At 67.3% G+C, this 14,606-nt stretch carries 11 protein-coding genes; 5 read left to right on the forward strand and 6 right to left on the reverse strand.

What is annotated here, in order from left to right; all coding sequences use genetic code 11:
* Positions 1-33 precede the first annotated feature (33 nt).
* On the reverse strand, positions 34-819 hold the full coding sequence (locus ACLNEE_RS03225) for an acyl-CoA desaturase (protein ID WP_411423732.1): 786 nt from the start codon (positions 817-819) through the stop codon (positions 34-36).
* A gap of 316 nt (positions 820-1,135) precedes the next feature.
* On the opposite strand from ACLNEE_RS03225, the gene ACLNEE_RS03230 reads away from it, so the two are divergent.
* The 4 genes from ACLNEE_RS03230 to ACLNEE_RS03245 all read left to right on the forward strand — a co-directional run bounded on the left by ACLNEE_RS03230 (position 1,136) and on the right by ACLNEE_RS03245 (position 6,149).
* Positions 1,136-2,395: a methionine gamma-lyase family protein gene (locus tag ACLNEE_RS03230; RefSeq protein ID WP_411423722.1), complete on the forward strand. Its 1,260-nt coding sequence runs from the start codon at positions 1,136-1,138 to the stop codon at positions 2,393-2,395.
* A gap of 27 nt (positions 2,396-2,422) precedes the next feature.
* Positions 2,423-2,812 carry a glycine cleavage system protein GcvH gene (gcvH, locus tag ACLNEE_RS03235; protein WP_411423723.1) on the forward strand — a complete coding sequence of 130 codons (390 nt, stop codon included), beginning with the start codon at positions 2,423-2,425 and terminating at the stop codon, positions 2,810-2,812.
* Between the two features lie 20 nt (positions 2,813-2,832).
* The gene (gene gcvP / locus ACLNEE_RS03240; protein WP_411423733.1) at positions 2,833-5,775 is read left to right on the forward strand and encodes an aminomethyl-transferring glycine dehydrogenase; all 2,943 of its coding nucleotides are present in this window, start codon (positions 2,833-2,835) and stop codon (positions 5,773-5,775) included.
* Positions 5,776-5,945: 170 nt separating this feature from the next.
* Complete coding sequence (locus ACLNEE_RS03245; RefSeq protein ID WP_411423724.1) at positions 5,946-6,149, forward strand: hypothetical protein; 204 nt, start codon at positions 5,946-5,948, stop codon at positions 6,147-6,149.
* Between the two features lie 69 nt (positions 6,150-6,218).
* Here ACLNEE_RS03245 and ACLNEE_RS03250 read toward each other — a convergent pair whose 3' ends face one another.
* The 4 genes from ACLNEE_RS03250 to ACLNEE_RS03265 form a co-directional block, all read right to left on the reverse strand.
* A complete protein-coding gene (locus tag ACLNEE_RS03250) occupies positions 6,219-8,066 on the reverse strand; it encodes a diflavin flavoprotein (protein ID WP_411423725.1) in 1,848 nt (615 codons plus the stop codon).
* Complete coding sequence (locus tag ACLNEE_RS03255; protein WP_411423726.1) at positions 8,066-9,865, reverse strand: diflavin flavoprotein; 1,800 nt, start codon at positions 9,863-9,865, stop codon at positions 8,066-8,068. The genes ACLNEE_RS03250 and ACLNEE_RS03255 overlap by 1 nt, the downstream gene beginning before the upstream one ends.
* A gap of 142 nt (positions 9,866-10,007) precedes the next feature.
* Positions 10,008-10,553: an MEKHLA domain-containing protein gene (locus tag ACLNEE_RS03260; RefSeq protein ID WP_411423727.1), complete on the reverse strand. Its 546-nt coding sequence runs from the start codon at positions 10,551-10,553 to the stop codon at positions 10,008-10,010.
* On the reverse strand, positions 10,540-11,415 hold the full coding sequence (locus ACLNEE_RS03265; RefSeq protein WP_411423728.1) for an SWIM zinc finger family protein: 876 nt from the start codon (positions 11,413-11,415) through the stop codon (positions 10,540-10,542). The genes ACLNEE_RS03260 and ACLNEE_RS03265 overlap by 14 nt, the downstream gene beginning before the upstream one ends.
* Positions 11,416-12,016: 601 nt before the next feature.
* Here ACLNEE_RS03265 and ACLNEE_RS03270 point away from each other — a divergent pair.
* Positions 12,017-12,412, forward strand: a complete 396-nt coding sequence (locus ACLNEE_RS03270; RefSeq protein WP_412006762.1) for a hypothetical protein — start codon at positions 12,017-12,019, stop codon at positions 12,410-12,412.
* Here the strand turns inward: ACLNEE_RS03270 and ACLNEE_RS03275 are convergent.
* Positions 12,409-14,259: a CHASE2 domain-containing protein gene (locus ACLNEE_RS03275; RefSeq protein WP_412006775.1), complete on the reverse strand. Its 1,851-nt coding sequence runs from the start codon at positions 14,257-14,259 to the stop codon at positions 12,409-12,411. The genes ACLNEE_RS03270 and ACLNEE_RS03275 overlap by 4 nt on opposite strands.
* Positions 14,260-14,606: the final 347 nt, after the last annotated feature.

The following is a 14,606-nucleotide window of genomic DNA, read 5'->3' on the forward strand; positions in this document are numbered from 1 at the left end:
GTTCGACCTCGCGCTCCGTTCGGCAGCCGGTGCTCAGGGGCGGTAGCGGGCCACCCGCACCCTTCGGGCCAGCCCCAGGACCTGCAGCAGCCGGATGTGCAGCCAGGTGATGTCGATCTCGAACCAGCGCAGACCGTGGCGGGCGGAATGGGGAAAGGCGTGATGGTTGTTGTGCCAGCCCTCGCCGAAGCTCAGGATCGCCACCCACCAGCAGTTGCGGGAGAGGTCGGGGCTGTCGAAGTTTCTGTAGCCCAGGGCATGGGTGGCCGAGTTCACCAGCCAGGTCACGTGATACACCAGCACCAGGCGCAGGGGGATGCCCCAGAGCACCAGCCCCAGCCCGCCGCCATGCACCCCCGCCCACTCCCCGTAGCCGTAGAGGGCGGCGGCCAGGGGCAGTTGCACCAACAGGAACCAGCGGTCCAGCCAGCGGTAGAAGGGATCGCGCTGCAGGTCGCCGGTCAGCCGCTCCACGTGGCGCAGGGCCGGAATCTCGTGCAGCATCCAGTCGCTGTGCGCCCACCACAGTCCCCGCGCCGCGTCGTGGTGGTCATTGGGCTGGTCTGAGTACTTGTGGTGATGCCGGTGCAGGCCCACCCATTCGATCGGCCCGCTCTGGCAGGCCAGGGCGCCCATCAGCACCAGACCCCGCTCGACCCACGCAGGGGCCTGGAAGCTGCGATGGGCCGCGAGGCGGTGCAGCCCCAGGGTCACCCCGAGAACGGTCGTCCAGTAGAGCGCCCCCAGCACGACCAGGGCCTGCCAGCTCCAGAACCGGGGCAGCAGCGCTGCCACGGCTCCCACATGCATCGCCAGCATGAAGCCGGTCGTGCCGGCCTTGAACCGTCGCTGACGCGGTGGCAGGGGGGCGCGCGGTGCCGCCAGGGCGGCCCGCACACGGTCTTCCTGGCGCCCGCCGGGCCGCTCCACCCGCACGATCTCTGGCTGGACGTCCGGTCCGAGGGCAGGGTCGCCGGCCAGAGGGCGGCTGGATTCGGAGCGGAGCACCAAGGGGATGGGGGGGGACAGGGAGGGTCGGCGCTGGGGCGAGGGCATCACGGCCCAGCGGCCAGGGGGGCGACCCCGAGGCCGCGGAAATCTAGACGGGCAACATGGCCCTACCCGGCCCGACCCGATGCCGACCTCCGACTGGGCCGCCGCACGGCTGGCCGCCGCCGCCGACCGCATCGCCCCGCTGGCCGAGCGCCACACCGCCGCGGTGCAGCCCCGGCTGGAGCGGGTGCTGGCCGCCTTCGCGGCCGAGCGGGTCGGGGTGCACCACTTCGCCTCGGTGAGTGGCTACGGCCATGGGGATCAGGGCCGCGACGTGCTCGACCGGGTCTTCGCCCGGGTGCTGCAGGCCGAGGCCGCGGCGGTTCGGCTCCAGTTCGTCAGCGGCACCCATGCCATCGCCGCCGCCCTGTTCGGGGTGCTTCGCCCCGGTGATCGTCTGCTGGCCCTCACCGGCCGTCCCTACGACACCCTTGAGGAGGTGATCGGCCTGCGGGGCAGCGGCCAGGGCTCCCTGGCCGACTTCGGCATCGCCTACGACGAGCTCGACCTCACCCCCCAGGGCCGGGTGGACCGCCAGGGGCTGGAGACCGCCCTGGCCACGCCCACCCGGATGGTGCTGATCCAGCGCAGCTGTGGCTACAGCTGGCGTCCCTCCCTGTCTGTGGACGAGATCGGTGAGCTGGTGGATCGGGTCAAGCGGCGGCAGCCGGGTTGTCTGGTGTTCGTGGACAACTGCTACGGCGAACTCGTGCAGTCCGCCGAACCCACGGCCGTGGGGGCCGACCTGATCGCCGGTTCGCTGATCAAGAATCTGGGCGGGACGATCGCCCCCACCGGGGGCTATGTGGCGGGGCGCCGGGAGCTGGTAGAGCGGGCCTGCTGCCGCCTCACGGCTCCCGGCATCGGCAGCGAGGGCGGCACCAGCTTCGATCTGAACCGCCTGCTGTTCCAGGGACTGTTCCTGGCGCCCCAGATGGTGGCGGAGGCCCTGATCTGCAGCGAGCTGGTGGCGCAGGTCTTTGATGACTTCGGCTTTCGGACCCATCCCGCCCCCGGTTCCGAGCGCAGTGACGTGATCCAGGCGGTGCGGCTGGGTTCAGCCAGCTTGCTCAAGCTTCTCTGCCGGGCGTTCCAGGCCGCCTCGCCGGTGGGGTCCTACCTGGATCCCGTGCCGGCCCCGATGCCGGGTTACGCCAGTGAGCTGGTGATGGCGGGAGGCACCTTCATCGATGGCAGTACCAGCGAGTTCAGTGCCGATGCCCCTCTGCGGGAACCGTATGTGCTCTACACGCAGGGGGGGACCCATCGGGCCCATGCCCGGCTGGCGCTGGAGCGGGCCCTGACGGCTCTCGCCGAATCCGGACACCGTCCTCCAGACTGATCCGCACCTTCCGCCCCACCGCTCGCGATGGCGCTCTCCTTCCCCAGCGACTGCCGGTATGCGGACAGCCACGAATACGTCCGTGCCGAGGGGGGGCGGGCACGCCTCGGGCTCAGCGCCTTCGCCATCGATCAGCTCGGGGACATCGTCTTCGTGGAGCTGCCCGAGGTGGGCACGGAGCTCAGCCAGGGGCAGAGCTGCGGCAGCATCGAATCGGTGAAGGCCGTGGAGGATCTGCTGGCTCCCATCTCCGGCGTGGTCGAAGCCCGCAACGAGGCCGTGATCGCCAGCCCCGAGGAACTGCAGAACGACCCCTACGGCGAGGGCTGGCTGCTGCTGGTCAGGCCTGCGGATCCCACCCAGATCGACGGCCTGATGGACGCGGACGTCTATGCCGCCAAGGTCCAGGGTCACTGAGGGTGGAGCACACACAGCCGATGGACAACGCCATGCCCAGCGGTTCCTCCCGCCCGACCTTCGTGGAGCGCCACCTCGGCCCCGGCCGCGAGGAGCAGACCGCCATGCTCGAGGAGCTGGGCCTCGCCAGCCTGGAGGAGCTGGCCGGGCAGGTGGTCCCAGCCGACATCCTGCTCAGCCCCGAAGCTGCCGCCGAGGGCCTCCCCTCCCCGTGTGACGAGGCCACGGCCCTGGCCGAACTGGCCGGGATCGCCACTGAGAACACGGTGGTGCGCAGCCTGATCGGCCAGGGGTATTACGGCACCGCCACCCCGGCCCTGATCCAGCGCCACGTCTTCGAGAATCCCGCCTGGTACACCGCCTACACCCCCTACCAGGCCGAGATCGCCCAGGGGCGTCTCGAGGCCCTGCTCAACTTCCAGACCCTGATCAGCGAGCTCACCGGCCTGCCGATCGCCAATGCCTCCCTGCTGGATGAGGCGACGGCCGCGGCCGAGGCCATGGCCCTGGCCCGGGCGGTCTGCAAGCGGTCCGGCGCCCGTCGGTTCCTGGTGGATCGGCAGGTGTTCCCCCAGACCCTGGCGGTGTTGCGCACCCGGGCCGAGCCGCTGGGGATCCTGATCGACTGCATCGATCCCAGGGCCCTGGCGGCCCAGGGCGACGCCCTGCCCGAGGACGCCTTCGGTCTGCTGCTCCAGCTGCCTGGGCAGGACGGCGGTCTCTGGAACCCGGCCTCCCTATTGGGCGCGGCGGCGGCCGTCGGGGTGGTGACGGCGGTGGTGATCGATCCCCTCGCCCAGGTGCTGCTGGCACCGGTGGGGGAGCTGGGCGCCGACATCGCCGTCGGCAGTGCCCAGCGCTTCGGGGTGCCCATGGGGTTCGGAGGCCCCCACGCGGCCTTCTTCGCCACCCGCGAGGTCCACAAGCGCCAGATCCCCGGACGCCTCGTGGGCCGTTCCCTCGATGCGGAGGGCCATCCCGCCCTGCGTCTCGCCCTGCAGACCCGTGAGCAGCACATCCGCCGCGACAAGGCCACCAGCAACATCTGCACGGCCCAGGTGCTGCTGGCCGTGATGGCCGGCTTCTACGCGGTCCACCACGGTCCGACCGGGCTGACGGCCATCGCCGAACGGGTCGCCGCCCTGCGCCATGGTCTGATGGCCGGCCTGGAGGCCCTCGGGCTCTCGCCGGACCCCGGCCCGGGGTTCGACACCCTGCTGGTGCGGACCCCCACCGCCGACGACCTGGTGCAGGCCGCCTGCCGCGGGGGCTTCAATCTCCGCCGCCTGGATGGCGCCTTCGGCATCAGCCTCGATGAGCTGAGTGATCCGGAGGAACTGGCGCGCCTGCTCCGCTGTCTGGCCCCGGATGGGGAGGCCGCGCAGCGCGCCGTGGAGTGCTGCTCCCTGGCCCTCGCGGCAGGCGACTGGCGCCAGCCGTGGGAGCTCCTTCCCCAGCGGCAGCGCCCCTGGCTGCGGCAGTCCGTGTTCCATCACCACCGCAGCGAGACCGAACTCCTGCGCTACATCCAGCGCCTGGCGGCCCGGGACCTCTCCCTGGTGCACGGGATGATCCCCCTGGGCAGCTGCACGATGAAGCTCAACGCGGCCGCTGAGCTCGGCCCGGTCAGCTGGCCCGCTTTCGCCCAGCTCCACCCGTTCGCCCCTGCCGACCAGTCCCGGGGCTACCGGCGGCTGGCGGCTGATCTCGAGCGCTGGCTGGCGGCCATCACCGGTTTCGCCGGCGTGTCGCTCCAGCCCAACGCCGGCTCCCAGGGGGAGTACGCCGGGCTGCTGGCGATCCGCGCCTGGCACCGCAGCCGGGGCGACCAGCACCGGGATGTCTGTCTCATCCCCACAAGCGCCCACGGCACCAATCCCGCCAGTGCGGTGATGGCCGGCATGCGGGTCGTGGCCGTGGCCTGCGATGGCCAGGGCAACGTGGATCTGGCCGACCTGGAGGCGAAGGCCGATCTCCATGCCGAGCGGCTCGCGGCCCTGATGGTCACCTACCCCTCCACCCATGGGGTGTTCGAGCCGGCCATCCGGCGCATCTGTCAGCTGGTCCATGGCCGCGGCGGCCAGGTGTATCTCGACGGCGCCAACCTCAACGCCCAGGTCGGCCTCTGCAAACCGGGGCTCTACGGCGCCGACGTCTGCCATCTGAACCTTCACAAGACCTTCTGCATCCCCCATGGGGGCGGAGGCCCCGGGGTCGGCCCGATCGCGGTGGCCGCACACCTGGTGCCCTTCCTGCCCGGGGATCCGGCCAGCCCCGAACCTGCTCCCCATGGGGCCGGCCCGGTGGCGGCGGCTCCCCTGGGCAGCGCCTCGATCCTGCCGATCAGCTGGATGTACATCCGCATGATGGGGGGGCCGGGCCTGCGCACCGCCAGCCAGGTGGCCCTGCTCAGTGCCAACCTGATCGCCCACCGGCTGGACCCCCACTTCCCCGTGCTCTACCGCGGCGCCGCCGGCCGGGTCGCCCACGAGTGCATTCTGGATCTGCGGCCCCTCAAGCGGAGCTGTGGTCTGGAGGTGGATGACCTGGCCAAGCGGCTCATGGACTACGGATTCCATGCCCCCACCGTGAGCTGGCCGGTGGCGGGCACCGTGATGGTGGAGCCCACCGAAAGTGAGTCCCTGCGGGAGATCGACCGCTTCTGCACCGCCATGGTGGCCATCCGGGCCGAGGCGGCCGCCATCGAGGCAGGACGGGCCGACCCCGTGGACAACCCGCTCAAACGGGCTCCCCATACCCTGGCCGCCGTCACCGCCGATGGCTGGGACCGGCCCTACAGCCGTCAGGAGGCGGCCTTCCCGGCCGGTGAGGAGCAACGGGCCACGAAGTTCTGGCCCGCCGTCGCCCGGATCGACAACGCCTATGGCGACAGGAATCTCGCCTGCACCTGTCCGTCGGTTGAGGAACTGGCCCAATCCGCGTCGATCGCTACTGCCGCTTGAGCCCGCGTGGTACACACTGGCGGGGCAGGGTTCCTCAAGCCACAGACTTTCTTTGGTTTATTGACCTTGTTTTTCGCGGACAATCTGCTGCAACTGCGCTGTCAGGCGCCGGTTCGGCACCAGCTCCCTCTCGGGGGCTGATCATCCCGGCCATTCATTTCGTGGGGACCATGGACGGCAACGGAGACACAGGCAGCACCGGCAGCTCTGGCGGCCGGGCCCTCGGCAGGGTGGAAGGCACCAACGTGGTGCGGGTGCCCTTTGGGGTGCGTCGGGCACGGCGCACACGCCCTGCCCGCCCGGACCACTGGGCCACCCTGGTCCTTCCCTTCCAGGCCGGTGTGGACCCGACCCCACCGCCCCAGGCGGCCTGAGTCCGGGGCCCTGGCCCGACCCTCGTCATTGGCGCGATCAGTCAGTAGCGGGATCAGTCAGTAGCGCGATCAGTAGGCGGCGCCGCTGCGTCGCTGGTGGACCGCCGTGGTGCCGACGGGATCCAGCACACCCCCGTGGATCACCTCGGCGTAGAGCAACCAGTGGTCGCCGCATTCCATCCGTTGGCGCACGCAGGCTTCCATCCAGGCGAGGGCTTCCGGCAGTACAGGCTGGCCCCCGGGCGTTTCCTCCAGGTTCAGGCCCGCGAAGCGATCGGCGCCCGGGCTGAAGGGTTTGAGGAACTGCTTCATCGGTCCGTTCTCCCGCCCTTCCGCAAGCACGTTGAGCGCGAAGTGGTCGCCGATGTGAAGCAGTCCTTCCACCGCCCGGTCCTTGGCCACGGCCACGGTGAGGCCGGGTGGATGGAAGCTGGCCTGGCTCACCCAGCTGGCCACCATCGCCCCCCCCAGACGGGTGTCGCCGGACGACTTCACGGCCGTGAGCACGGACAGGGAGCCCACCACCCGGCCCAGCGCCTGGATGGCGGGATTGGTACGGCTGTCCTGCAGACCTCCGGCACTGCGGCGCTCCTGGCGTTTTCTGGCGCCCAGCAGTTCCCGGCCCAGGGCGGTGCCGGTTTCCTCGATCGTCTTGAGGGTGACGGGATCGGGGCTGAACTTGACCTTGATCGGCTCGAAGGCGAAACGGAAGCCCCCGTCACGCAGCTTGTTCTCCAGGAGCTCGAGCGCTTCGCCGCTCCAACCGAAGCTGCCGAACACGCCCACCGGCTTGCTGCGGTCGCCCTCGGCGAGCACGGTGCCCAGGGCCGCCACGATCGGCGTGGGGGCGTGACCGCCCAGGGTGGGTGAGCCGATCAGCAGGGCATCGGCGGAGCGGATCACGGCCTGGAGCTGCTCGGGCTCGCTGAACTCACAGTTGAGGCTCTCCACCCGCACCCCCGTCCTGGAGACGCCCTGGGCCAGGGCATCGGCGATGGTGGCGGTGTTGCCGTAGGCGCTGGCGTAGAGCAGGGCCACGGAGAGCCGGGATCGGTTCTGGCCCTCCCCCCAGCGCCGGTAGTCGGCCAGGAGGCTGCGCCAGCTCTCGGCGATGGCCGGGCCGTGGAAGGGGGCGATCGTGCGGATCGGCAGTGCGTCGATCCGGTCGAGAACGGTTTCCACCTGGCGGGCCATCGGGGCCATCAGGCAGTCGTAGAACCAGCGCCGGTCTTCCTCGGTGCTGCTGCGGTTCGCTTCGGCGAACGAGTCCTGGCAGATGTGGGCGGAGAAGAACTTGCTGCTCATCAGCAGGCCGGTGCTTTCCTCGAACGCCATCAGCGCGCCGGGCCAACGGGGTGTGGGAGCGGGAATCAGCCGCAGCTGCAGCCCACCGGCCAGCGGCCGGCTCGCTTCCTGCTTCACCACGTCGATCGGCGGCAGCGGCGGCAGCGGTTCCGGCTCCGGCGCGCCGGCAGGGGCGGGACGCCGCTGATCCCAGAGCTCGCGCACCAGCTTCGCCCCCGCATTGGAGGCCACCAGGGCCAGGCTCGGCCAGCGGGCCGCCATCGCCCGCAGCAGTTCCACCCGGTTGGGGTTCACCACACCCACCACCACCTTCAGCGGTGCCTCGCTGGGCACCAGCTCCGCCAGGGCGGCAAAGAAGGGTTCGGCGTAGGTCATGCCGGGTGGGTGGATGAGCACCGGCGGCACGGCGTGGCCACCGGCGCTGCTGCCCGACTCGAACAGGAAGCTGTTCGCCGTGGTGCCCCGTTCCAGGCCGTACTCCACCTCGAAGCGCGAGCGGCGTGGGCTCAGCCCCCGCAGGCACAGCAGCCCGGGCTCAAGACGGATCATCAGCACCCGACGCTCCGACGCTGGGGCTGCGGCAACGGGAGATCCGCTGATCGAGGTCTTCATCAGTAGTGGTTGCCCACCTTGCGGTGGTGCACGGCGGTGGTGGCTTCAGTGTCGGCCACATTGCCCTCCTCCACCTCGGCATAGATGAGCCAGTGGTCGGGCCCCTCCATCCGCTGGGCCACGCGGCAGCCGAGGAAAGCCAGGGCATCCCCGAGCACGGGGCCGCCCGAGGCGGCGCCCTCCACGGTGGTCACACCGGCGAAGCGGTCCGCCCCCGGGGGGAAGCGCTTGAGGAAATGGCGCAGCACCTGCTGGTGGTTGTCCTCCCGCAGGATGTTGAGCACGAAGCGATCGCCCACCTGCATCAGGGCCTCGATGGCCCGGTCCTTGGCCACGGCCACGGTGATGCCGGGGGGCTCGAAGCTGGCCTGGCTCACCCAGCTGGCCACCATGGCCCCACTGCGGCTGCCTCCGTCGCTGTCCTGCTGCCTGGCGGTCACCACGTAGAGGCCCCCGCTGAGGCGACCCAGGGCCTTGTCCAGGTCACCGTCGAGGGCCTTCATCGCCGCGATCGTCTTCGCCTTGGTGAGCAGCTGGCCCAGGTCGGTGCCGGCTTCTTCGCAGCGCTGGTAGTCATCCGCCAGGGGCATCTCACGGATGCGCAGAGGATCGAAGGCGCTCTTCTGGCCCAGGCTGCGCAGCTGGGAGGCCACGGTGTCGATCGGCTCGTCGTTGCCGCCGAAGGCGTCGAAGCAGGCCACCCACTGCTTGGGCTTGAGCGCCGCCAGCAGCGTGCCGATCGAGGCCTGGAGCTCTGCCTCCGGCTCAGCGGGCCAGGTGGGGACCACCACGGCGCTGGCCTCACTGATCAGGGCCGTGAGTTCCTGGGCGTCGGTGGCGCGCAGATCGACCAGCTGCACCTGGGCACCGGCCTTGCCGATGCCGCGAGCGATGGCCTGGCTGAGCCGGTCGCAGAAGCCGTACTGGCTCACGTAGCAGACGGCCGCGTAGGCCTCCCCGGCGCTCCGGTCGCTGCTCCAGTCGCGGTAGTCGTTCACCCAGAGGCTGAGGTGATGGCGCAGCAGGGGGCCATGCCCCACGGCGATCGTGGTGATCTCCGGCAGGGCCTCCATGCGTTTGATGGCCTGCAGCACGCTGCGGGCATTCGGCCCCATCAGGCAGTCGTAATAGAAGCGGAAGTCCGGCGCGATCGCGCCGGGGTCCACATCGAACAGATGCTCGGAGCAGTAATGCAGTCCGAAGGCATCGCAGGTGTAGAGGATGCCGGTGCCGTGGTCGAAGGAAAAGATCGTGTCGGGCCAGTGCAGGTTGGGGGCGCTGAGGAAGGAGAAGCGGTGCCCCAACCCGCTCTCGGGATTGGTGCCGAGATCGAGCTCGTCGCCACTTTTCACGGCCCGGCTGCGAAAGGGGCGGTGCACCTGGTTCTCCAGGAACTGAATCGCCACCTTTGAGCCCACGATCAGGATCTCGGGGTTGCGGTCGATCAGATGGCCGATCAGTCCGGAATGGTCGGGTTCGGTGTGCGAGACGATCAGGAAGTCGATCGCGGCCGGATCGATCTGCTCCTCCAGCAGGGGTAGCCAGGTGTCCGCAAACTTGAGGTGGCTGGTGTCGATCAGAGCCGTCTGGGCGCCCCGCACCAGGAAGGCGTTGTAGGTGGTGCCGTTGCGCAGGCCGAACTCGATGTCGAAGCGGCTGCGATCCCAGTCGAGTGAGCGGATGGTGGTGGTGTCGGCGGCGATGGCCTCGCACTGCAGGCTGAGGCGCGGCGCGGCTCCGGAGGTGGCTCCGGTGGCGGCGCCGGACGTCGTGGCGGACGTGGAGGTGGCAGCTGCCATGGACACCCGGTGGAACGACCTGAACTGTAAGGACGCTGCCTGGAGAGCTGACCCGTGTGGCCTTACCCCCGGATGTGGCCGGGTGTGCTCGCAGCTGTTGTCACAGTCACAGGCAGAGGCAGGGTCACAGGCACGGGCACGGTCACAGCCAGTGCCAGTCGCTGAACCGGGCCGCCTGTCCGAAGGGCTGGCCCGCGGCGTCCCACAGCGTCCAGAGCCGCGCCGCCCGGATCTGGAAACGTCGACCCTGGCTGTCGACCCGAACGCCGCTGTAGCCGGAGAGGGCTGTGGCGGTCTGAGCGCTGCGCAGGGCCTGCCGGCGGCGGGAGCGCTCGTGGGGCTCGGCGGTCACTTGGGAGGGCAGGCCCACCATCGCGGCCCAGCGACGCTGCCAGAGCATGAGAGCCGCCCGGTTGGCATAGATCAGCCGGGGTCCGGGATCGACATCGGGATCGGCGCCGTCGTGGGCCAGCACACAGAACGGACTGATGAACAGGGCCTGGACCCGCTGGCTCGGGCTGGCATCGACCGGCAACCCAGCCAGCAGGGGGGCGCCGTAGGCCAGCTGATGGGAAGCCAGGATCCGTTCGGCGACGCCCACGGCCGTCGCCGTCAGCCAGGGCGCGTCGACCAAGCCGGTGATTTCGGCGGCTCCCCCTGCGGCGGCTCCCCCCTCAGCCGCCGTCACGGCCGTTGCCCATGGCCCTGGCCATGGCCAGGGCGGCCAGGCGCTGGCTGTGGGCCTTGAGGTTCTCCAGGAACCGGTGGTTGGCTTCCGGGAAGCGGGGTTCTTCCGCCAGGGGAAGGGGGCCTGCGGCATCGAGGCCCGTGTCCCCTTCGAGGGCCGGCGTGATCACCACCAGATCGGGATCGAGGGCCGCGCCGTAGCGCCACCAGCGGTTGGGGTCCTTGATGGCGGGATGGACCGGGTGGGGGCTGCCGGGATCGGGCAGCTTGCCGCGCCCGCTGGCCCGGGCCTGCTTGGCGAGCACTTTCTGCCGCCGCTTGGCCAGGTCCGCCAGCAGCTGGGCGCGGGTGCGTCCGCGCAGCTGGAAGAGCACGAAGGGGTCTTCGCTGAAGCGCTCCCCCATCAGGTAGAAAACGGCACTCACGTGCTTGCAGGGATTGATCTTGTCGGGGCAGGTGCACTCGCTGCGCACTTCCTGCAGCTTGAAGGGGAAGAGGCGCTTGCCGCTCGCCGCAAAGGCCCGCTCGATGTCCTGGGGCATGACACCGGCCAGCAACTGGGCCGACCAGCGGGCCTTCTGGCTGAGGGCCTCCAGCACGTAACCCCAGTCGTCGTCGTTGAGCACGTCGAGCCAGAGCTTCACCTTGTAGGGGTCAGCTTCCCGGCCCTGCACCCGGGCATGGACGCGCCGCCCTTCGAAGCGGATGGAGGTCACATTGCCGGAACGGGCGTAGTCCCAGGCGCGCTCGAGCCGCTTCTTGAAGCGGTAGGTGTTGATCAGCTCCATCCACTGCTCCACCCACCAGGGCTGCTGGCCCAGGCCCTCGTCGCCGAGCTGGGTGGTGATGGGGCTGACGGTCATGCCAAAAGTATGCCGACCCCCGGTCCCGTTGGACCAGCGGGGTGATCGCGGGCGATCAGGGCAACCCGGCGGCAGGGGGTCGCTGGCTGGGATCTCCCGTTGAAAGGCCGCTCGCAGGCCCGCGGCATGGGTGCCAGCGGGGGGTGTCCGCTCCGCCTGCTTGGGGCATCGTCCTGGGGCAAGGATGGGACCGCGCAGATTCCGGGTGGGGCAGAACAGCTAGAATTGCCCTCCATGGTTTGGATCTCGGCCGAAGCAGGTCAGCTCCCCGTTGATCGCCTGTTGGCTCTGCATCGTCGGCCCACGAAAACACTCAGAGGAAGTGATGAAATCAACCCACTTTGGCCATGGATGGATGAAGCAATCAGGTCGAACCATCGGCTTGCTTGCTGTTCCCTTGTCCTTTCTGTTGGCACTTCCTCCGGTCCTGGCGGACCTCAGGAGCCAGTTCCCCGGACGGCGGATCGGTGGGGGCACCCGAGGCGAGTGCTCGGCCCGGCTGTTGGCCCATGTCGTGCCCATGTCCAGTGTGTTTGCCCCCGATGGAGGTGGAAAGCTGGGGGTGCTCGTGGGCCCGGGGGCCGCTGATACCACGTTGGTCATGGAATTCACCCCCTACCAGGCCAAGTCGGCCACACCACGCTCGGAGCGCAGGCTTCCACTCCGTGGAGCAGGTCTCTATCTGGTTTCCGTTCCTGAGATCAGCCAACCACTGAAGTGGGAGTCCTATTACAAATGTGGCTCCAATGCGGCCAAGATTCCCGGAGGTGACGAGCTGGGAACCTTCAGTTTTGTCGGCCAGGACTCGCCACCGGCCGTGAGCCTGCTGGTGGCGGAAGGCACCGCCGAGGATCAGAAATTCATGCGGAGCCTTCAGGCGTATGCCAAAAGTTGCAATCAGGCCATAGCGTCTTCAGAGATCATGTCCCTGTTGGCCATTGATTCCAAGGCCACCATCGACGAGATCCCCCAGAGACTGAGTGTGTTTTGTGATTAACTTTCCGTCAAGGCGGACGGGGTGGATTCGTTTGGATTTTGTTCGGGCTGCGCACGCGAGCTGAGCAGTTCCCAGATCTGGATGGGCTGATTTCTTCCCTTGAGGTGCATGCAGCCCCATTCTTTCCAGTTCAGATGGGTCTGGCTGCTTTCAACGAGATGACGGGTATCGGCTGAAACCAAGATTCTGCAAACCCCTTCGTGCCTCTGCTTTTCAATGCTCTCGAGCCTGGACGCACAGTTCACGGCATCGCCAAGGATGCAGTACTCCAAACGCTCCGTCCCCCCCATGGAGCCGGCTACAACGGGACCCGTATGAATGCCAATACGAAGTCGCATTGGCGGCTTTCCTTCTGTCGCAAGAATCGAATTCAGCTTCTCAAGGTGGTCGGCGATTTCTAGAGCGACTTTGACCGCAAAACAGGCATCCTCGCGCTCTCCATGGCTCACTGGAGCCCCAAAAGCTGCCAGAAATCCGTCACCAGTAAACTTGTTGACGATGCCTCCAGAATGAACGATTGATGAGATGCATTGGCGCATCCCTCGATTGATCCAGTCAAGCAAGTCGTTTGGGCGCATCCCTTCAGAGACTGTGGTGAAGTCTGCAATATCTGAAAACATCACTGTTACGATCAGCTGGCGGCCTTCGAACCTTCCTTCACTTAGAAGGTTGTCGCGATTTTCCCATAATTTCTGTGCCACCTCCGGAGATGTTGCCTGCCCAAGCAGGCGCTCAATCTGTTGGCGATGCTGCTGGCTCAATGTACCGCGTTGAATCCATGCCACAGTGCCCATCACCAGGAATGATATGGCAGGAAGCGTGATCCCAAGCCAGTAATTTAACAAGTAGAGGGCCCCAAAGCCTGCCAAGACAAAGAGCGAAGTTCCAAGGAAGACATAGATGACACTCTTTCGAATGGCCAGGAATGAATTGCCAAGATAGATCCCTAGCAGGATGGCCACTATTTCTAAGCCGGAGTTCATCCATGGGGATGCAGTCCGGATCAGCCGGGATTCCTGTCCTTGTGTGCGATCCAGCAGTGAGGCCAGGCGATGGGCGTGAATCTCGACTCCGGGAACCTGGAATTGGCTGGTACTGAGCAAAAATCGTGTCTGAGAAACCGGAAAGAGGTCGCGCAGGGATGGAGCGGTTGTGCCAATCAGGATGATTCGGTTCTTGATCTGGGTGGCTGGAACCTTGCCTGTGAGCAGATCCTGCAGGCTCCAGAGTGGAAACGATCCAAGCCTTCGGTAGGGAAGCATTTGTTGCATACCACCCGCGTCGGCATTGCGGTAACCGCCGGATGCAGGCTGCAACCACTGGGCGTGGGACGTGTCGGCTTCCAGCTGGTCACGCAGGGCCGTGGATCCTGTGGCCACCTCCAGCAGGCGCATGGGGAAGGAGACCATGCGTGGGTCAGTTTGGCCGGCCACATGGACCAAATCGCGCCGTAACGTTGCATCCGGATCAATCAGCAGGTCGTTGTAGGCCTGTCTGTCCGGTGGGGTTCCAGGGATGGCAGGAATCTGCTCAGCCTCATTGAAGATCGATACAAGCTTGGGGCTTTCCTTGTAAAGGTCGTTCAGGCATTGGCGGTTGGCCCCAACACCTTGATCACGGTAGAGATCAAGCCCAATGGCCACACTACCGTCAGCAAGGAGCTTCTTGATTCCTTCGCAAAGGTAGCGATCATCGACCGGCCAGCCATACTGCTTCAGGTCTGATTCTGAAATCCCAATGATTGCTATGGGGTCACTCTCTCCACTGCTCGATCGACGGATCGATGCAACAAAGTCATAAAGCAGGAGATCGATAGACTCTGTAATGCTGCTCTGACCAAGGAGCACCAAGACAGCCGCGGCCCCTCCATAGAAGAGACTGTATCGAGCACCAGCCGTAAGACGCCGCAACCAGGCAGGGCGAAACTTGGGAGCCATGGAGAACCACACGAGAATTCATCAGTTAGTTGGCGCAGTTCTATCTAGGCACTGCGCCGGTGAGCAACCGGTTGTGGACCTGCTCCCAAGGACTCACTCCATCGTTGCAAGCCGTGAGCCTGGAGGCAACGCAACGGCGGCCAAGAACATCAACGTGAGGGTCGGACCATTCCTTGAGACACTGCGCAGGAGTCGTAAGGTGGTTGAACACACACCAAGGAGGCTCATCTGGGCTAAGGGGTGTCCTCTTGATATCC

The sequence above is a fragment of the Aphanothece stagnina RSMan2012 genome, from assembly GCF_046764815.1.
Taxonomy (GTDB): domain Bacteria; phylum Cyanobacteriota; class Cyanobacteriia; order PCC-6307; family Cyanobiaceae; genus NIES-981.